This window comes from Tistlia consotensis USBA 355, from assembly GCF_900177295.1.
In the GTDB taxonomy this organism is placed as follows: Bacteria; Pseudomonadota; Alphaproteobacteria; order Kiloniellales; family DSM-21159; genus Tistlia; species Tistlia consotensis.
Genome location: NZ_FWZX01000004.1, coordinates 253,591 through 271,458 on the forward strand (window position 1 = coordinate 253,591; position 17,868 = coordinate 271,458).

At 72.2% G+C, this 17,868-nt stretch carries 20 protein-coding genes and 1 tRNA gene; 11 read left to right on the forward strand and 10 right to left on the reverse strand.

Annotation, left to right across the window (positions count from 1 at the left end; genetic code table 11):
* Positions 1 to 5: 5 nt before the first annotated feature.
* Both B9O00_RS08005 and glnK read right to left on the reverse strand, forming a co-directional pair.
* Complete coding sequence (locus B9O00_RS08005) at positions 6 to 1,355, reverse strand: ammonium transporter (RefSeq protein WP_085121940.1); 1,350 nt, start codon at positions 1,353 to 1,355, stop codon at positions 6 to 8.
* 14 nt (positions 1,356 to 1,369) lie between these two features.
* Positions 1,370 to 1,708 (reverse strand): P-II family nitrogen regulator, encoded by a 339-nt coding sequence (gene glnK / locus B9O00_RS08010; protein ID WP_085121941.1) that lies wholly within the window; start codon positions 1,706 to 1,708, stop codon positions 1,370 to 1,372.
* Positions 1,709 to 2,083: 375 nt separating this feature from the next.
* Between glnK and B9O00_RS08015 the strand changes: the two genes are divergently transcribed.
* Together B9O00_RS08015 and B9O00_RS08020 are read left to right on the forward strand one after the other, a co-directional pair.
* A complete protein-coding gene (locus tag B9O00_RS08015) occupies positions 2,084 to 3,358 on the forward strand; it encodes a UbiH/UbiF/VisC/COQ6 family ubiquinone biosynthesis hydroxylase (protein WP_322111165.1) in 1,275 nt (424 codons plus the stop codon).
* 128 nt (positions 3,359 to 3,486) lie between these two features.
* A complete protein-coding gene (locus B9O00_RS08020; protein ID WP_089229574.1) occupies positions 3,487 to 4,413 on the forward strand; it encodes a phytanoyl-CoA dioxygenase family protein in 927 nt (308 codons plus the stop codon).
* A gap of 16 nt (positions 4,414 to 4,429) precedes the next feature.
* On the opposite strand, the gene B9O00_RS08025 is transcribed toward B9O00_RS08020, so the two are convergent.
* From B9O00_RS08025 to B9O00_RS08055, 7 genes are all read right to left on the reverse strand, one after another.
* Positions 4,430 to 5,653 (reverse strand): M24 family metallopeptidase, encoded by a 1,224-nt coding sequence (locus B9O00_RS08025; protein ID WP_089229561.1) that lies wholly within the window; start codon positions 5,651 to 5,653, stop codon positions 4,430 to 4,432.
* Positions 5,654 to 5,776: 123 nt separating this feature from the next.
* Positions 5,777 to 6,160, reverse strand: coding sequence for a hypothetical protein (locus B9O00_RS08030; RefSeq protein WP_085121944.1), 384 nt, complete (start codon positions 6,158 to 6,160; stop codon positions 5,777 to 5,779).
* Positions 6,094 to 6,477, reverse strand: coding sequence for a gamma-butyrobetaine hydroxylase family protein (locus tag B9O00_RS08035; RefSeq protein ID WP_085121945.1), 384 nt, complete (start codon positions 6,475 to 6,477; stop codon positions 6,094 to 6,096). The genes B9O00_RS08030 and B9O00_RS08035 overlap by 67 nt, the downstream gene beginning before the upstream one ends.
* Positions 6,478 to 6,483: 6 nt before the next feature.
* A complete protein-coding gene (locus tag B9O00_RS08040) occupies positions 6,484 to 6,681 on the reverse strand; it encodes a Trm112 family protein (RefSeq protein ID WP_085121946.1) in 198 nt (65 codons plus the stop codon).
* Between the two features lie 136 nt (positions 6,682 to 6,817).
* Positions 6,818 to 7,495, reverse strand: a complete 678-nt coding sequence (locus B9O00_RS08045) for an LON peptidase substrate-binding domain-containing protein (RefSeq protein ID WP_085121947.1) — start codon at positions 7,493 to 7,495, stop codon at positions 6,818 to 6,820.
* Positions 7,492 to 8,451 (reverse strand): thioredoxin, encoded by a 960-nt coding sequence (gene trxA / locus B9O00_RS08050; protein ID WP_085121948.1) that lies wholly within the window; start codon positions 8,449 to 8,451, stop codon positions 7,492 to 7,494. The genes B9O00_RS08045 and trxA overlap by 4 nt, the downstream gene beginning before the upstream one ends.
* A gap of 161 nt (positions 8,452 to 8,612) precedes the next feature.
* Positions 8,613 to 9,158 carry a prolyl-tRNA synthetase associated domain-containing protein gene (locus B9O00_RS08055; RefSeq protein ID WP_085121949.1) on the reverse strand — a complete coding sequence of 182 codons (546 nt, stop codon included), beginning with the start codon at positions 9,156 to 9,158 and terminating at the stop codon, positions 8,613 to 8,615.
* A 214-nt stretch (positions 9,159 to 9,372) separates the two neighbouring features.
* Here B9O00_RS08055 and B9O00_RS08060 point away from each other — a divergent pair.
* The 5 genes from B9O00_RS08060 (at position 9,373) to B9O00_RS08080 (ending at position 14,250) form a co-directional block, all read left to right on the forward strand.
* Positions 9,373 to 9,447, forward strand: a tRNA-Gly gene (locus tag B9O00_RS08060).
* Between the two features lie 76 nt (positions 9,448 to 9,523).
* Positions 9,524 to 10,351 (forward strand): arylamine N-acetyltransferase family protein, encoded by an 828-nt coding sequence (locus tag B9O00_RS08065; protein ID WP_085121950.1) that lies wholly within the window; start codon positions 9,524 to 9,526, stop codon positions 10,349 to 10,351.
* Between the two features lie 109 nt (positions 10,352 to 10,460).
* On the forward strand, positions 10,461 to 12,047 hold the full coding sequence (locus tag B9O00_RS08070; RefSeq protein ID WP_085121951.1) for a gamma-glutamyltransferase family protein: 1,587 nt from the start codon (positions 10,461 to 10,463) through the stop codon (positions 12,045 to 12,047).
* Between the two features lie 121 nt (positions 12,048 to 12,168).
* Positions 12,169 to 13,719 carry an acetolactate synthase large subunit gene (locus tag B9O00_RS08075; protein ID WP_085121952.1) on the forward strand — a complete coding sequence of 517 codons (1,551 nt, stop codon included), beginning with the start codon at positions 12,169 to 12,171 and terminating at the stop codon, positions 13,717 to 13,719.
* A gap of 81 nt (positions 13,720 to 13,800) precedes the next feature.
* Complete coding sequence (locus B9O00_RS08080; RefSeq protein ID WP_085121953.1) at positions 13,801 to 14,250, forward strand: MaoC family dehydratase; 450 nt, start codon at positions 13,801 to 13,803, stop codon at positions 14,248 to 14,250.
* Positions 14,251 to 14,277: 27 nt separating this feature from the next.
* Here B9O00_RS08080 and B9O00_RS08085 read toward each other — a convergent pair whose 3' ends face one another.
* Positions 14,278 to 15,540 carry an MFS transporter gene (locus B9O00_RS08085; protein ID WP_200808434.1) on the reverse strand — a complete coding sequence of 421 codons (1,263 nt, stop codon included), beginning with the start codon at positions 15,538 to 15,540 and terminating at the stop codon, positions 14,278 to 14,280.
* A 277-nt stretch (positions 15,541 to 15,817) separates the two neighbouring features.
* Between B9O00_RS08085 and B9O00_RS08090 the strand changes: the two genes are divergently transcribed.
* From B9O00_RS08090 to B9O00_RS08105, 4 genes are read left to right on the forward strand one after another with little or no spacing between them, the layout of a single operon-like run.
* Positions 15,818 to 16,132: an ArsR/SmtB family transcription factor gene (locus B9O00_RS08090; RefSeq protein ID WP_235017067.1), complete on the forward strand. Its 315-nt coding sequence runs from the start codon at positions 15,818 to 15,820 to the stop codon at positions 16,130 to 16,132.
* Positions 16,129 to 16,542, forward strand: a complete 414-nt coding sequence (locus tag B9O00_RS08095) for a YeeE/YedE family protein (RefSeq protein WP_085121955.1) — start codon at positions 16,129 to 16,131, stop codon at positions 16,540 to 16,542. Before B9O00_RS08090 ends, B9O00_RS08095 begins: the two co-directional genes overlap by 4 nt.
* A gap of 2 nt (positions 16,543 to 16,544) precedes the next feature.
* Entirely contained in the window at positions 16,545 to 17,027 is a 483-nt protein-coding gene (locus B9O00_RS08100; protein WP_085121956.1) for a DUF6691 family protein, read from the forward strand.
* Positions 17,024 to 17,821, forward strand: coding sequence for a sulfite exporter TauE/SafE family protein (locus tag B9O00_RS08105; RefSeq protein WP_085121957.1), 798 nt, complete (start codon positions 17,024 to 17,026; stop codon positions 17,819 to 17,821). Before B9O00_RS08100 ends, B9O00_RS08105 begins: the two co-directional genes overlap by 4 nt.
* Positions 17,822 to 17,868 lie beyond the last annotated feature (47 nt).

Consider the following 17,868-nt stretch of genomic DNA (forward strand, 5'->3'; position numbering starts at 1 on the left):
CCCGCCTAGGCGCGGCTGGAGCCCAGGCCGAACTCGGGATAGGCCTCCATCCCGAGCTCCGCCCTGTCGAGACCGAGCTCCTCCTCTTCCGCGGAGACGCGGATCCCGACGGTGTACTTCAGAGCGAGCCAGACGATCGCCGAGGTGACCGAGACGAAGACGCCGATCGCCAGGATGCCGACGATCTGGGCCTTGTAGTTGCCGTCCTCGAAGGCGACCGCGAAGGTGCCCCAGATGCCCGGAACCAGGTGCGCCGAGATCGCGCCGACCACGTCGTCGATCTTCAGCTTGTCGACCAGCGGCACGCAGAGCACGGTCAGCAGACCGCCGACGCCGCCGATCAGGATCGCCCACCAGATGGTCGGCACGTCCGGGTTGGCGGTGATCGCGACCAGGCCGGCGATCGCGCCGTTGAGCGCCATGGTCAGGTCGATCTTGCGATAGAGGAGCTGGGTCATCAGCATCGCGACCACGATGCCGCCGGCCGCCGCCATGTTGGTGTTGGCGAAGACGATGGCCATGTTCGAGGCATCGGCCGCCGACCCCAGCGCCAGCTGCGAGCCGCCGTTGAAGCCGAACCAGCCGAGCCAGAGGATGAAGGTGCCCAGGGTGGCGAGCGGCAGGTTCGCCCCCGGCATCGGGTTGACGCGACCGTCGGGCCCGTACTTGCCCTTGCGGGCACCGAGGATGATGGCGCCGGTCAGCGCCGTCCAGCCGCCGCAGGAGTGCACCAGCGTCGAGCCGGCGAAATCGCTGAAGCCCATTTCGCTGAGCCAGCCGCCGCCCCAGACCCAGGAGCCCTGGATCGGGTAGATGAAGGCGGTGAGGATCACGACGAAGACCAGGAACGGCCAGATCTTGACCCGCTCGGCCATGGTGCCCGAGGCGATCGAGGCGGCCGTCGCGACGAAGACCATCTGGAAGAACCAGTCGGACATCTTCGCGTAGCCGTTGCCGACCACCGCCGCGACCATGTCGGGAGTCGCCTGGTCGGCGCCGATCAGGGTCAGCTCGGCCGGGCTGGCGTCGTAGAACAGCGAGAAGTGGCCGATCCAGCCGCCGTCGACGCCGACGTACATCAGGTTGTAGCCGACGACGTAGTAGCAGATGCCCGCGATGGCATAGAGCGCGATGTTCTTCAGGCAGATCGAGGCGGTGTTCTTGGTCCGAACGAGACCCGATTCGAGCATCGCGAAGCCGGCCGCCATCCACATCACCAGGGCGCCGGTCATCAGGAACGAGAAGGTGTCGAGCGCGAACTTGGTCTCCGGGTCGACCCCGGCGAAGGCCGGGCCTGCAACCAGCAGGCCCGCCGTGCCGAGGGCGCCCGCAGCCGTGAGCTTCCTCACATTCATGCCACCCCCTTTCCCTAGAGCGCTTCGGCGTCGGTCTCGCCGGTGCGGATGCGCACCGCATGGGAGACGTCGAGAACGAAGATCTTGCCGTCGCCGATCCGACCGGTGTTGGCGGCCTTCTGGATCGTCTCGACGACCTGCTCGACCTGGTCGTCGGTGACGGCGACCTCGATCTTGACCTTCGGCAGGAAGTTCACCGAGTACTCCGCGCCGCGGTAGATCTCGGTCTGTCCCTTCTGCCGCCCGTACCCCTTGACCTCGCTGACGGTGAGGCCCTCGATTCCGACGGAGGTGAGGGCCTCGCGCACGTCGTCGAGCTTGAAGGGCTTAATGATGGCAACGACCATTTTCATGCGCCGTCTTCCCCTTCGTTCTCTGCATTCGCCGGCCTCGCCGGCGGCCCCGCCTTTCGGCCGGACGCGCCACTCTGCGGGACCGAACCCGGATCACTAGAGTCAAGAAGCGTGCCAATCCCGGCCTGCCGCAGGCGGCGCCCCGCCCAGGGCCTTCCGGACGCCGGGAGCGGCACGTCGTCGCGGCAGTTCCGGGCGACTCGCCTGCATAGATAATAGGCAAATTTCAGAAAATGCCCAGGCGATAGCCACGTGCTGCCGCCTGCGGCACAGGCACGCCGAGCGGAGCCGCTCTGGACAGGCCCGCTCTGGACAGGGCCGTGCCGGCGCTCGATGGTAGGCGCGCGGCATGCAAGACGAAACGGAGGCAAGGGCTTGGTCTCGGACAACCTGACCGTCGAGGTCGCGATCGCGGGTGGCGGCCTCGCCGGCCTGACGCTGGGCTGCGCCCTCGCCGGCGCCGGCCTCGAGGTGGCGGTGGTCGACGCCGAGGCGCCGGCGACGGCGCTCGACGAGCCCTTCGACGGCCGCGCCTCGGCGATCGCCCTCGGCTCCCAGCGCCTGCTGAGAGGCATCGGGGTGTGGCGTCACGTCGGTGCCGACGCGGCGCCGATCCACGACATCCGGGTCTCCGATGGCCGGGTCGGCGAGGCCGCGAGCCGGCTCTTCCTGCACTACGACGTCGAGGAGGTCGCCGGCGAGCTCGGTCCGGAGCCGGGTGGCCCGGCCATGGGCTGGATCGTCGAGAACCGCGTGACCCGGCGCGCCCTGCACCGACGCGCCGCCGAGCTGCCGACGCTCCGCCACCTCGCGCCGGCGCGGGTCGAGGGGGCCGAGCGCGGCGAGAGCCGCGCCGTGATGACGCTGGCCGACGGGCGCCGCGTGACCGCGCCGCTGGTCGTCGCCTGCGACGGCCGGAACTCGCCGCTGCGCCAGGCTGCCGGAATCCCGATGACGCGCTGGGACTATCCGCAGGACGGCATCGTCGCGACCCTGATCCACGCGCTCGACCACGAGGGCGTCGCGCACGAGCACTTCCTGCCCTCCGGCCCCTTCGCCGTGCTGCCGCTGACCGACCTGCCGGACGGACGGCATCGCTCCTCGCTGGTCTGGACGGAGCGGCGCGAGGTTGCCGACGGCGTGATGCGCCTGGACGACGCCGCCTTCTCCCGCGAGATCGAGCGGCGCTTCGGCGACTCGCTGGGCCGGATCGAGGTCGCCGGGCGGCGCTGGCGCTATCCCCTGGGCCTGCAGCTGGCGCAGCGCACGATCGACCGGCGGCTCGCCCTGGTCGGCGACGCCGCCCATGTCATCCACCCGATCGCCGGGCAGGGCTTCAACCTCGGCCTGCGCGACATCGGCGCGCTCGCCGAAGTGCTCGTCGACGCGCGCCGCCTCGGCCTCGACCTCGGGTCGGCCCCGGTGCTGGAGCGCTACCAGCGCTGGCGGCGCTTCGACAATCTTGCCCTGGTCGCGGTCACCGACGGCCTGAACCGCCTGTTCTCGAACGACCTCGGGTCGTTGCGCCTGGCGCGCGACCTGGGCCTCGCCGCGGTCAACCGCGCGGCGCCGCTCAAGCGCCTGTTCATGCGCCATGCCATGGGCCTGGTCGGCGAGCTGCCGCGCCTGTGCCGTGGCGAGCCTCTGTAGCGGCCGTCCCGGTCGCGCCGCGCTCCGTCGCTTCATGGTCGAGCCGCGCGGGCCCTGCGCCGCGCCCCTTGCTGCTGCACCGCGATAGGTTGCATACTGCTGATATGTCAGACTGCGAGGTCCGCCAGATGTCAGCCGTCGAAGCCCTGCCCACCCCCACCGTGCTCAGCCCCGAGCAGGTCGCCGCCTACCACCGCGACGGCTACCTGCTGGTCGAGCGCCTGATCGACGCGGCGCTGCTCGACCGGCTCCACGCCAAGGTCGAGGAGTTCCTGGAGCGCAGCCGCGGCGCGGCCCGCAGCGACGACGTCTTCGACCTGGCGCCCGGCCACAGCGCGCAGAGCCCGCGCCTGCGCCGCCTGAAGACCCCGGACGAGCAGGATCCGCTGTTCTGGGAGGTGGCGAGCGGCGTCCTGGCCGACGTCGCCGCCGACCTGATCGGCGCGGCGGAAGGCGGCGGCTTGACCTTCCATCACTCCAAGCTGAACTTCAAATGGAGCGAGTCCAACCCGCAAGCCAACGCCGTGCGCTGGCACCAGGACATCCAGTTCTACCCGCACACCAACTACAGCCCGCTGACCATCGGCCTCTATCTCAACGACGTCGGGCCGACCGACGGGCCGCTGACCGTGCTGCCGGGCAGCCACGACGGCCCGCTCTACGACCAGTACGATGCCGCGGGCAACTGGACCGGCTGCCTGTCGGATGCCGACGCCGCGACCCTCGACGAATCCAGGGCGGTGACGCTCTGCGGGCCGGCGGGCTCGATCACGGTGCACAACTGCCGGACCGTGCATTCCTCGCCGCCCGCGACGACGGCGCACGGCCGGCCGCTGCTGCTCAATGCCTATGCCGCGGCCGACGCCTTCCCCTACACGGTCAATCCCTCGGTCTCGCGTCACGACCGCCAGCTGCTGCGCGGCCGGCCGGCGCGCTGGGCGCGCCACGATCCGCGGCCCTGCCTGCTGCCGCCGGACTGGTCGGGCGGCTACAGCTCGATCTTCGCGGCCCAGTCGGGCGAGGAGAAGAAGGGCGGCGGCGCCTCGATGATGTGAGGCGCAGCCGGACTCGCTAGAGCCAGCGGCTCGGCAGCAGGGTTTCCTCGAAGGGGAAGCTCGACAGCGGCTCCAGGCCGCTCTCGGTGACCAGCAGCTGCTGCTCCAGCTTGACCCCCTCCCGGCCGCCGACGGCGCCGGCGTAGGATTCCATGCAGATCGTCATGCCGGGGACGACCAGGCCGTCGTAGCCGCCGGTCTCGAAGTCCTCCAGGTAGACGCAGGCCGGGTACTCGTCGCACAGGCCGACGCCGTGGAAGATCACCGAGTAGCGGTTCGGCCGGTAGATCTCGGGCAGCCGGAACGAGCGCTCGGCGAACTCGCGGTAGCTCATGCCCGGCTTCAGGAGGGCGATGTTGCTCTCGATCTGCTCCAGCGCCAGGGCGTAGAGCGTGCGCTGCTCCTCGCTCGCCCGGCCGTTCCCGCAGAGGAAGGAGCGCGAGATGTCGGCGCACATGCCGTAGGGCCCGATCAGGTCGCTGTCGAAGGAGACCAGGTCGCCGGCCTCGATGACCCGCTCGCCGCACTCCTGGAACCAGGGATTGGTGCGCGGCCCCGAGGCGAGCAGCCGCGTCTCGATCCACTCGCCGCCGCGCGCGATGTTGACCTGGTGCAGGATCGACCAGAGCTCGTTCTCGGTCATGCCGGGCCTGAGCGCCGCGTGCATCGCCGCCATGCCGGCCTCGCAGGCCGCCACGGCGTGGCGCATCGCCAGGATCTCGTCCGGCGTCTTGACGTGCCGCGCCATCTCCATCGGCTCCTGGCCGTCCAGGATCTCGATGCCCTCGGCCTCCAGGGCGCGGGTGCCGAGCGGGTCGAGGCGGTCGACCGCGAGGCGCCGGTTGCCGCCGCCGTGCAGCCGGATCAGGGCGGCGATCTCGGCCGCCCAGCGGACCACCCGGCGCTGCTGCTCCGGCCCGGCGCCGAACCAGTACCAGCCGGTCGCCGGACGCACCTCGTCGACCGTCTCGAGGCCGTCGGAGAGATGCTCGCAGTTGTGGAAGTCGAAGACCACGACCGGCCCCTCGAGCGGCACGAAGGCGTAGCGGACCGCGTTGTGCAGGGTCCAGACCGCCATGTTCCGCGAGTCGGTCGCGTAGCGGATGTTGACCGGGTCGTAGAGCAGGATCGCGCCGATGTCGCGCCGCCGTAGCTCGTCGCGGACCTTGGCGAGGCGCGTGCGTCGCATGCGCGGCAGATCGGGATGGTCGAGGACCGGGCGAACGGCGGTATCGGGCATCGGACTCTCCTGCCGCTGGACGTCAACGGCAGCCTCGCGCCCTGCCGCGCCGGGCGCTCGCGCAGCGACGACCCGCCGAGGTCGCAAACTGCGCCGCCCGCTCTCGGGCGCGGCGGCGGGCCGTCAGGGGCAGCTTTTCCGGTTGTGCGCTAGGCAGTCGAGGCGGCGCCGCACCTCGAGCTTGCGCAGCTCGACCTCGTTGCGCACGCAGAGCGCCCAGCGCTCCAGCCCGAGCATGTAGGACTCGAGCGCCAGCCGGCAGCCCGCGAAATCGGTCGGCAGGTCCGCCGGCCGGTCGACGGCCCGGCTCTGCAGCTCGAGCGACGCGCCGCAGGTCGGTGCGATCGGCGACGGCTCGAGGCAGGCGCTGGCGACCGCCGGCGCCTGACCCAGGGCCAGCCCGGCCAGCAGCAGCAGCGCGCCCGCCAGCGGCCTGCGGGTCAGCCGCGCCGGGGCGGCTCGCGCGACAGGCCGCGTGCCTCCAGATTGTTCAGGTAGTCCCCCCACAGACGGTCCTGCTCCTCGCCCAGGCGATAGAGGTAGTCCCAGGAATATATCCCGCTGTCGTGGAGATCGTCGAACCGAATTCTAACAGCATAAGCACCGACCGGCTCGACCGCCAGGATGCCGACGTGGCGCCGGCCGCTGACGATCTGCTTCTGGCCGGGCCCATGGCCCTGGACTTCCGCCGACGGACTCTCGACGCGCAGCAGCTCGGCCGGCAGCGAGAAGCAGCGCCCGTCCTCGAAGTCGATCTCCAGGCGTTTGTCCACCGAGAGATAGCGGATTTCGCTCGGGTGATGCTTGAGGTCGTACTCGCTCATCGCGCGCTAGTCCTCGAGCGGCCGCGCCTCGTCGGGCAGCATGATCGGGATGCCGTCGCGGATCGGATAGGCGAGCCCGGCCTGGCGGCTGATCAGCTCCTGGCGCTCGGCATCGTAGTCCAGCGGCCCCTTGGTGATCGGGCAGACCAGGATCTCGAGCAGGCGGGGGTCGACTCCGCCCTTGGCCGGCTTCCTGTCGTTCATGCTCTCTTGCTCCCGCGCGGCCGCCCCGGCCGCCTGCTGTCTCTCGCCCTGGAGTCGCCGCTCAGCGGTGCGCCCCAGAGGCTTGAAGTAGAACACTCTTCTTGCCGCACTTCGAGTCGATCCGCAGGTTCGCGACCTAGTGCCGGGCGGCCCCGCCGTCCGGCGCCGGCGCGCCGCGCAGCGCCGCCATCTCCAGGATCGCGGTCATCGCCTCGGCGCGCTGCTCCAGGGTCGGCGCCTCCAGCAGGGCCTGCTTCTCGCGCGGCTCGAAGGGGCAGATCATGGCGATCGATGTGATCAGCTTCTCGTTCGGCGTCTCGCCGATCGCCTCCCAGTCGCCGGCGATGCCGGTCGCGTCGAAATAGGCGCGCAGGGCCTCCAGCATGCGCTCGCGGTCGATGCCGGGCGGATCGATCGCCTCCAGGTCGCCGGCGTAGCGGCTCCAGTCGGCCCGCACCAGGCGGTAGCCCCGCACACCGGCCAGCTCCTCGAGGATGTCGAAGCGGATCAGGCCGGTCAGGGTGATCAGGTAGCGGCCGTCCTCGGTCTCCTGGAAGGCGGTGATCCGTCCGGCGCAGCCGGTCCCGTAGACCGGTGCGGCGCCGGTGTCGCCCTCCTCCTCCTCCGCCTTCGGCTGCACCATGCCGATCAGCCGCCGGCCGAGCAGGGCGTCCTGGATCATCGCCAGGTAGCGCGGCTCGAAGATGTTCAGCGGCAGCCGGCCGCCAGGCAGCAGCAGCACGCCCGGCAGCGGAAAGATCGGCAGGCTGCCCGGCAGGTCGTCGAAATCTGGGTCGAAGGGCAGCCGGCTCATGCGAACAGAAGCGAGGAGAGCCGGCGCCGGAAGTCCAGCGTCAGCTCGCTGGTCGGGCCCCAGGCCTCGAAGTACTTGACCAGCTCCTTGCGGGCCGCCTCCTCGTTCCAGTCGCGCTTCAGGCGCACGATCTCGAGCAGGTGCTCGGCCGCCTCCTCCTCGCGCCCGCCGGCGTAGAGCACCTGGGCCAGCTCGAAGCGCGCGGCATGGTCCTTCGGATCCAGCGCGACCTTCTCGGCCAGCTCCGCGATCTGGGAACTGTCGACCTGGCGGCCGCTCAGCTCCAGGGCGGTGGCGACGGCGGCGATCTCGGGCTTGGCGCGCATCGCGTCTTCCAGCGAGTCGAGCATCTCGCGCGCGCCCTCCTTGTCGCCGAGCTGGATGCGGGCGCGCAGCAGGCCGGCGATCGCCGCGGCGTTCTCGCCGTCGGCCTGCAGGGCCTCCAGGTAGAGCGCCTCGGCCTCGGCCGTGGCGCCCTCGGCGAGCTTGGCGTCGGCGGTCCTCAGCAGCTCGGCGACGTCGACGCCGCCGGTATCGGGCTGTGCGCCGGTCATCTGGATCAGCCGCTCGACGAAGGTCTTGAGCTGGCTTTCCGGCAGGGCGCCCTGGAAGCCGTCGACCGGCTGGCCCTGGAAGAAGGCGTAGACCGTCGGCACCGACTGGATGCGCAGCTGCTGGGCCAGGGACTGGTTCTTGTCGATGTCGATCTTGACTAGGCGCACGGCGCCGCGCGCCTCGGTGACGACCTTCTCGAGCAGCGGGCCGAGCGTCTTGCAGGGGCCGCACCAGGTCGCCCAGAAGTCGACCAGAACCGGGCGCTCCATCGAGGCCTCGATGACGTCCTGGGCGAAATGCTGCAGGTCGCTGTCCTTGATCGCCGCGCTGCCCTGTGCGGCGTCGCCGGCGCCGTTCGGCCGGCCTGCGGGCTGGTTTGCTTCACCGATCAGGGATGACATGGCTTGGCTCCGCTCTGCGCTGCCCCTGTCGCGGGTGTTCTGGGCTGCGCGCTCGCTGCTGTAGGGGGACGGGGTGCGTTCGGCGCACTCCTATTTGGCGGCTCGGGGCCGTCGAGGCAAGCCTCGCGCCGGCAGAGGGCCGTGCGGCGGCCAGGCGGCGATCAGTCGAAATCGAGCAGCTGCGGCTCGTGGTCCGTGGCCTGGCAGAAGGCGCGCAGGCCGGCGGGGCTCAGCGCCGTGGTCATGGTGTTGACCAGGGGGTGCAGGTTGACCGGGTCGATCTCGGTCAGCGCGCGGTCGAGCACCAGCTGCACGGCCTTCGTGCGGTCGTTGACCACCGCCAGCGCCGTGACCGCCCCCGGCCTTACGCCGAGATAGCTCATCAGCCGCTCGGCGCTGCCGAACGAGAGGCGCCCCGCCTCGAGCCGCTCGCCCAGGACCTTGAGGTCGATGTCGCGGTCCTCCAGGCAGGACAGCAGCCACATCCGGCCCTTCTTGTTGCGCAGGAACAGGTTCTTGACGTGGGCGCCGGGCAGCTTGCCGCGCAGCGCCTTGGCCTCCTCGACCGTGAAGACCGGCGGGTGCTCGACCGTGCTCTGGGCGATGCCGAGCTCGGCCAGGCGCGCGAGCAGCGCCTCGGGGGTCAGCGGCGCCGTGCCGTCGGCCAGCCGCGCCTCGATCTCCTGCGTCGCTTCGCCCTCGCCCATCGCCGTCCCGCCTCGCCGTCGCCTCGCACCCGAAGGCCGCGACCCTAGACAGCGCGGGCCGGCCGGAAAAGCCCCCGATGCCGAAAAGCCCCCGATGCCGAAAAGCCCCCGGTGCCGAAAAGCCCGCGGGGAACGGAAAAGCCCCTTGCGTTCGTCCCGCGGACTCGCTAGATCGACGCTCCCCGGCGGCGTTGAGCCGTCGGCCTATCCCGATGCGGGCGTAGCTCAGGGGTAGAGCACAACCTTGCCAAGGTTGGGGTCGTGAGTTCGAATCTCATCGCCCGCTCCAATATGCAGAGCCGGAGGCCGCGTGACACCGCGACTCCGGCTTTCGCTTGTCCGCGACCGGCCCGAGGGCAGGCCCGATGAGCGACTCCCCGGATCTCGACGCCTACCTCGCGCGCATCGGCTGGTCCGGGCCACTGGCGCCAGACCGGGCGACTCTCGCCGGCCTGATCGCGAAGCACACGGCGGCGATCGCCTTCGAGAACCTGGACCCCTTCCTCGGCAAGGCGATCGACCTCTCGCCCGGGGCCGTCGAGCACAAGCTGGTCGGCGACGGCCGCGGCGGCTACTGCTACGAGCACAACCTGCTGTTCCGGCGGGTGCTGGCGGCGCTCGGATTCCAGGCCGGCGGCCTCGCCGCCCGCGTGCTCTGGGGCCGGCCGGAAGGCACGCTCTCGCCGCGCAGCCACATGCTGCTGCAGGTCGAGCTGGAGGGCGCCACCTGGCTGGCCGACGTCGGCTTCGGCGGCCTGACCGTGACCGCGCCGCTGCGCCTCGAGGCCGGCCCCGCGCAGCCGACGCCGCACGAGCGCTTCCGGCTGAGCGAGGCGGGCGGCGAGTGGACCCTGGAGGCCGAGGTCGCCGGCGGCTGGCGGCCGCTCTACCGCTTCGACCTGCAGCGCCAGCACGACCTCGACTATGCGGCCTCCAGCTGGTTCCTCTCGACCAACCCGGGCTCGCCCTTCGTCACCGGCCTGATGGTCGCGCGCGCCGCGCCGGACCGCCGCCTGACCCTGCGCGACCGCAGCTTCGCCCTGCACCGCCCGGGCGCCGGCAGCGAGCGGCGGACCCTGGGGAGCGCCGCGGAGCTCAGGGCCGTCCTTTCCGGGGACTTCGGGATCGCGCTGCCGGACCATGCCGACCTCGACCGCCGGCTCGACTCGCTGCCCAGGGAACTCCCCCGCTAGGCTATCGCCCCGCGCCGGGCCGATCTGCGCTTTGGCGCATCGACGGAGCCGGCGAATTCGGCCACTCTCCCCGTCGAACGCTCCCTTCCGCTCTTCTTCCGGACTCCTCATGCACGATTTCTTCCGACCCGGCCGTTCCCAGGCCATGGCGCGCGACGCGATGATCGCGACCTCCCATCCGCTCGCCACCACGGCGGGCCTCGAGATTCTGGCCGCCGGCGGCAACGCGGTCGACGCAGCGATCGCGGCCTGCGCCGTGCAGTGCGTCGTCGAGCCGGCGATGACCGGCATCGGCGGCGACTGCTTCGTGCTCTATGCGCCGGCCGAGGGGCCGGTCCGGGCGCTCAACGGCAGCGGCCGCTCGCCGGCGGCGGCCAGCGCGGCGGCTCTGCGCGACCAGGGCCTGACGGAGGTGCCGCGGATCTCGCCGCATGCCGTCTCCGTGCCGGGCGCGATCGGCGCCTGGACCAAGCTGCACCGCGAGCACGGCCGGCTGCCCTTCGGGCGCCTGCTGGAGCGGGCGATCGACTACGCCGCGACCGGCTATCCCGTGACCGAGCGGGTCGCCCAGGACTGGGCGCGCGAGGCCCCGCTGCTCGCCGAGCAGCCGGGCAGCCGGGCGATCTTTCTGCCCGACGGGGAGGCGCCGAAGGCCGGCACGCGCCACCGCCAGCCGCTGCTCGCCGAGCGCCTGACGGAGATCGCGGCCGGCGGCGCCGAGGCCTTCTACCAGGGCGAGACGGCGCAGCGCCTCGTCGCCTTCCTCAAGAGCCTCGGCGGGCTGCACGAGCTGGAGGACTTCGCGGCCGCGACCGACGGCGCCGACTGGGTCGAGCCGATCTCGCTGAACTACCGCGGCGTCGAGGTGCTGGAGTGCCCGCCGAACGGCCAGGGCCTGGCCGCCCTGATGATCCTCTCGATCCTGCAGGGCTTCGATCTCGGCCCGGATCTGCCGTTCGCCGACCGGGTCCACCTGCACGCCGAGGCGACCAAGCTGGCCTACCATCACCGCGACGCCCTGCTCTGCGATCCGGCCTTCGCCGCCGTGCCGGTCGCGGAGCTGCTGAGCGAGGCGACGGCGGCGATCCTGCGCGGCCGCATAGACCGGATCCGGGCCCGGCCGCCGGTGCTGTGGGACGAGCCCGAGCACCGCGACACCGTCTACCTCTGCGCGGTCGACAACGAGGGCAACGCTGTCTCCTTCATCAACTCGCTGTTCCACGGCTTCGGCTCGACCCTGACCGATCCGGCGACCGGCATCCTGCTGCACAGCCGCGCCACCTCCTTCCGCCTGATCGAGGGCCATCCCAACGTGCTGGCGCCGCGCAAGAGGCCGCTGCACACCATCATCCCCGGCATGCTGCGCCGCGACGGCCGGGCGCTCGGGCCGTTCGGCGTGATGGGCGGCCACTACCAGTCGGCCGGGCATGCCTGGTTCGTCAGCAACCTGCTCGACCGCGGCCTCGATCCGCAGGCGGCCCTGGCCGAGCCCCGGACCTTCGCCTTCGGCGGCAAGCTCGAGGTCGAGCCGACGCTCGACGAGGCGGTGCTGGCCGAACTGGCCCGGCGCGGCCACGAGATCTCGCTGCGGCCGACGCCGCTCGGCGGCGGCCAGGCGATCCTGATCGACCGCGCGGCCGGCGTGCTGCACGGCGCCTCCGACCACCGCAAGGACGGCTGCGCTCTGGGATTCTGAGAGGCCGGCTCGTGCCGGCCCGGCACCGGCCCGCTCCCTCACCCCGCCACCCGCGACAGCATCCCGCCGGGGTCGCGGGCTGGGGAAGCAGGCCGGCGCCGACCCTACCGGAGAAGACAAGATGAACGGTGCCGATCTGCTCTGCGACGCCCTGCTCGCCCAGGGGGTCGAGCTCTGCTTCGCCAATCCCGGCACGTCCGAGATGCACTTCGTCGCTGCGCTCGACCGCAAGCCGAAGCTGCGCTGCGTGCTCGGCCTGCAGGAGGGCGTGGTGACCGGTGCGGCCGACGGCTACGGCCGCATGGCCGACAAGCCGGCGGCGACCCTGCTGCACACCGGGCCGGGCCTCGCCAACGGGCTCGTCAACCTGCACAACGCCCGGCGCGGCCACACGCCGATGATCAACGTCGTCGGCGACCACGCCGCCTATCACCTGGTCCACGATGCGCCGCTGACCAGCGACATCGATACCCTGGCGCGCCCCATGTCGAAGTGGCAGCGCCGCATCGCCGGTGCCGGGACGATCGCCGAGGACGCCGCCGCGGCCTGGCGGGCGGCGCTGGAGCTGCGCGGGCCGGCGACCCTGATCCTGCCGGCCGACGCGGCCTGGGGCGAGATCGCCGCGGCGGTGCCGGTCCCGGTGCCGGCGCCGGTCCCGCCGGCGCCGGCGGCGGAGGCGCTCGAGACGGCGGCGGCCCTGCTAACGTCGGGCCGGCGCTGCGGCCTGATCATGACCGGCCGGGCCCTGCGCGCCGACGCCCTGGAGACCGCCGGCCGGATCGCCGCGGCGACCGGTGCCGAGCTCTATTCCCAGATGTCGAACGCCCGCATGGAGCGCGGCGCGGGGCGCGTCCCGGTGACCCGCATCCCCTATCCCGTCGACCAGGCGCTCGCCCTGCTCGGCCACCTGGAGGTCGCGATCCTGGTCGGCGCCGCCGATCCCGTCGCCTTCTTCGCCTATCCCGGCAAGCCGAGTCGCCTGCTGCCCGAGGCCTGCGCGCTGCACCGCCTGGCCGCGATCACCGACGACCTGCCGGGCGCGCTCTCCAGCCTGGCCGAGGCGGTCGGCGCCGGGCGCGCGACGCCGCTGCGGGCGCAGCGTGCGGATCCGGCCGAGGGCCTGCCGGACGGTGCCCTGACCGCCGACGCGGTCTGCACCCTGGTCGCGCGCCGGCTGCCGGAGAACTGCATCGTCGTCGACGAATCGGTGAGCTCCGGCCGGGTCTTCTACAAGCTCTCGGCCTCGGCGCCGCCCCACGACTACCTGCAGCTGACCGGCGGCGCGATCGGCGAGGGCATTCCGCTGGCGACCGGCGCCGCCGTCGCCTGCCCCGACCGCAAGGTGATCAACCTGGAGGCCGACGGCAGCGGCCTCTACAGCGCCCAGGGCCTCTGGACCCAGGCGCGCGAGGGCCTCGACGTCGTGACGGTGGTCTTCGCCAACCGCGCCTACGCGATCCTGCAGGGCGAGATGCGCAACGTCGGCGTCAACGCCTTCGGCCGCAACGCCGAGCGCATGCTCAGCCTCGACGAGCCGCCGGTCGACTGGGTCGCCCTGGCGCGCGGCTTCGGCGTCGAGGCGGCGCGGGCGACGACGGTCGAGGAGTTCGCGAAGCTCTTCGAGGGCGCGCTCTCGACCCGCGGCCCCTTCCTGATCGAGTGCCTGACCTGACCCGCAATCACGACGACTCCCGGCTGGCGTGACGGGTGCGACGCCAGATCCGCGGGTCGGCCAATTTTCGGGAGCGGAACCATGAGCGGACTGTACCTGGAGGATCTCACGGTCGGTCGGCGCTTCGTCAGCGCCGAGCACCAGCTCGACGTCGAGCAGATCAAGGCCTTCGCGGGCCGCTTCGACCCCCAGCCCTTCCACTTGGACGAAGCGGCGGCCGCGGCCAGCCTGTTCGGCGGGCTCGCCGCCAGCGGCTGGCACACCGCGGCGATCACGATGCGCCTGCTGGTCGAGGGCGGCCTGCCGCTGGCCGGCGGTATCGTCGGCGCCGGCGGCGAGATCGCCTGGCCGCAGCCGACCCGGCCGGACGACGTGCTGACGGTCGAGACAGAGGTGCTCGAGGTCCGGCCCTCGCGCTCGCGGCCCGAGCGCGGCCTCGTGACGGTGCGCATCGTCACCCGCAACCAGCGCGGAGAGGAGCTGCAGGTCGCGACCATGAAGGCCGTCGCGCTACGGCGCCCGCCGGACTGACCCCGGACCTGCCGACTACCCGCGCTCTCAGGGCGGCGCCGGCGGCGGCTCCCCGGCGAGCGGCAGCGGCGGCAGGCGGTAGAGGCGCAGGGCGATCAGGAAGGCGACCAGGGTCGCCGCGCCGATCACCGCCGCAACGCCGGTCCAGGCGAAGTGGTTCCAGGCATAGCCGCCGAGCGTGCCGAGGGTGCTGGAGCCCAGGTAGTAGAAGAAGAGATAGAGCGCCGTCGCCTGGGCCTTGCCGGCGCGCGCCCGACGGCCGACCCAGCTGCTGGCGATCGAGTGGGCGCCGAAGAAGCCGAAGGTCAGCACGACCAGGCCGGCGATCACCGTCGCCGTCGTCGGCACGCAGTTGAGCGCGAGGCCCAGGGCCATGATCACGATCATCAGCCAGAGCATCTTGCGGCGCCCCAGGCGGTGCGCCAGCGCGCCGATCCAGGTCGAGGCGCCGGTGCCGATCAGGTAGACCAGGAAGATCAGCGAGATCTCGGCCTGGCCGAGCGCGTAGGGCGGCTGCAGGAGCCGGAAGCCGGTGTAGTTATAGAGCGCGACGAAGCTGCCCATGATCAGGAAGGCCTCGGCGAACAGCCAGGGCAGGCCGGGGTCCGTGAACTGGCGGCGGATCGCGGCCAGGAAGGCGCGCGCGTCGACCTGCCGGCCCGGCGAGTGGCGCGGTGCCGGCAGCAGCCACCAGAACAGCCCGGCGTTGACCAGCACCAGGACCCCGAGCGCGCCGAGTGCGCTGCGCCAGGGCGCGACGTCGGCGAGCAGGCCGACCAGCAGGCGCCCCGACATGCCGCCGATCGCGTTGCCGCCGATGTAGAGGCCCATCGAGAAGCCGAAGGCTTCCGGCTCCATCTCCTCGGCCAGGTAGACCATGGCGACGGCCGGGACGCCGGCGAGGGCGATGCCGAGCAGGGTGCGCAGCACCAGGTGGGTGCCCCAGTCGGGCGCGGCGACGACCAGCAGGCCGAGCAGCGCGGCGCCGAGCAGCGAGACGGTCATCAGGGTCTTGCGCCCCCAGCGGTCGGCCAGCCAGCTGGCGAGCAGCAGGCAGAGCGCCAGCATCGCCGTCGAGAGCGACAGCGACAGCGAGGCGGTGCCGGCGTCGACCCGGAACTCTTCGGCGAAGATCGGCAGCAGCGGCTGCACCGAGTAGAGCTGGGCGAAGACCGAGAAGGCGGCGAGGAACAGCGCGGCGTTGGCGCGCCAGAAGGCACGGCTGCCGCGCCGGATGCGCGTCGGCGGCGGTGCCGGGTCGACGCGGTCCGATTCCAGGCTGGCGGTCACGGCACCGCGGTCCTTCCGGTGGGCGGGCGGGAGCCTCGTCTGTCTAGGCCTGCTTCGTGCGGCTGTCGAACGAGCGCCGCGCTTTCGGCGCAGCAGGGTCGATCCGGACGCGGGGCTGCCGCCATGCGACGCCGGGTCGCCCCCTTGCAAGGCTCATTATACAATTTACTTAATTGTGAACTGATGCGATGACTGATCCATGCCGAGCCAGCCACCCCCACCCCGGCCCCTGCCACCCGCTCTGCCCCGCTCCGCCCAGCCGCTGTCGCTGGGCGAGATGGCCGACCGCGCGGACGAGGTCAGCGATCTGCTGAAGACCCTGGCCCATCCGAACCGGCTGATGATCGTCTGCAAGCTGGTCGAGGGCGAGAAGGCGGTCGGAACGCTGGAGACGGAGCTCGGCATCCATCAGCCGACCCTGTCGCAGCAGCTGACCGTGCTGCGCCGGGCCGGCATCGTCAGCACGCGGCGCCAGGCCAAGCAGGTCTTCTACAGCCTGGCCGAGACGCGGCTCGCCGAGCTGGTCGCGGCTCTCTACGACATCTTCTGCGACATGCCCGCCGGCACGGCGGCGAAGGAAACCCCACGATGACCGCCTATCTGACTGCGCTGGCCGGCGGCCTGCTGATCGGTCTGTCGGCGACACTGCTGCTGGTCCTGAACGGCCGCATCGCCGGGATCAGCGGCATCGTCGCCGGTGCGCTGCGCCGCCCGGGCCTGCTGTGGCTCGGCAATGTCTGCTTCGCGGCCGGCCTGTTCCTCGGCCCGCCGCTCTATCGCTTGGCCTTCGGCGCCTGGCCGGCGCTGCGGCTCGAGGCCTCGCCCTGGTTGCTGGTCGTCGCCGGCCTGCTGGTCGGTTTCGGCACCCGCCTCGGCGCGGGCTGCACCAGCGGCCACGGCGTCTGCGGCCTGGCGCGCCTCTCGCCGCGCTCGATGGTCGCCGTCGGCACCTTCCTCGGCACCGCCGTCCTCACCGTCTTCCTCCAGCACCTTCTCGGATAGCCATGATGACGTTCCTGCGGCTCCTCGCTGCCCTCGGGACCGGCAGCCTGTTCGGCTTCGGCCTCGCGCTCTCCGGCATGGTCGACGCCGGTCGTGTGCGCGGCTTCCTCGACGTGGCCGGTGCCTGGGATCCCAGCCTGGCCTTCGTGCTGGCCGGCGCGGTCGGCGTGGCGCTGCCGGGCTTCCGGCTCGCCCGACGCTTCGGCCGGCCGCTGCTCGAGGTCTGCTACGACCTGCCGGGCCAGCGGCGCATCGACTGGCGGCTGGTGACCGGTGCCGTCCTGTTCGGCGTCGGCTGGGGGCTCGCCGGCTTCTGCCCCGGGCCGGCCGTCGCCGCGCTGTCCTTCGTCGGCACGCCGGCCCTGCTGTTCGTCGCGGCGATGCTGGCCGGCATGGTGCTGCACGACCGCCTGGTCGCGCCGCGCCTGGCCGGCCGCAGCGCCGCGGGCGGCCAGGCCGGCAGCCTGCCGGGAGCCGCACGATGAGCGGCCTCGAAGGCATTGCCCTCGGCGCCCTGGCGGCCGCGATCGCCTCGGGCAGCCTGGTCGGCTTCACACTCGGCCTGGTCGGCGGCGGCGGCTCGATCCTGGCGACGCCGCTGCTGCTCTACGCCGTCGGCGTCGCCAATCCCCACGTCGCGATCGGCACCTCGGCCCTGGCGGTCGCGGCCAGCGCCTACCTCGCGCTGGTCGGCCACGCCCGGGCCGGCCATGTCCGCTGGCGCTGCGGCCTGGTCTTCGCCGTGGTCGGCGTGCTCGGCGCGCTCGGCGGCTCCAGCCTGGGCAAGGCGGTCGACGGCCAGGGCCTGCTGTTCCTGTTCGGCCTGCTGATGATCGTCGTCGGCTTCCTGATGCTGCGCCCGCGCCGCGGCCCGCACGTCCCCGAGCATCCCGCCGACCTCAGGACCTGCGCGATCACCGCGGTCACCGCGCTCGGCGCCGGCGCGCTGTCCGGCTTCTTCGGCATCGGCGGCGGCTTCCTGATCGTTCCGGCGCTGATTCTGGCGACCGGCATGCCGATGATCGGCGCGGTCGGGACCTCGCTGCTCGCGGTCGGCACCTTCGGCCTCACGACGGCGGTCAACTACGCCGCCTCGGGCCTGGTCGACTGGCCGGTCGCCGGCCTGTTCATCGTCGGCGGCCTGCTCGGCGGGCAGCTCGGCGGGCGGCTCGCCATGCGCCTGGCGAAGCAGAAGGCGACGCTGCAGCGCATCTTCGCCGGCCTGATCTTCGTCGTCGCCGCCTACGTGCTCTGGCGCAGCGGCCAGCAGTTCCTGTGACGCGAAGGGCCTGGGCCGGGATCGGCTCCCAGCCCGGGCCCCTCCGG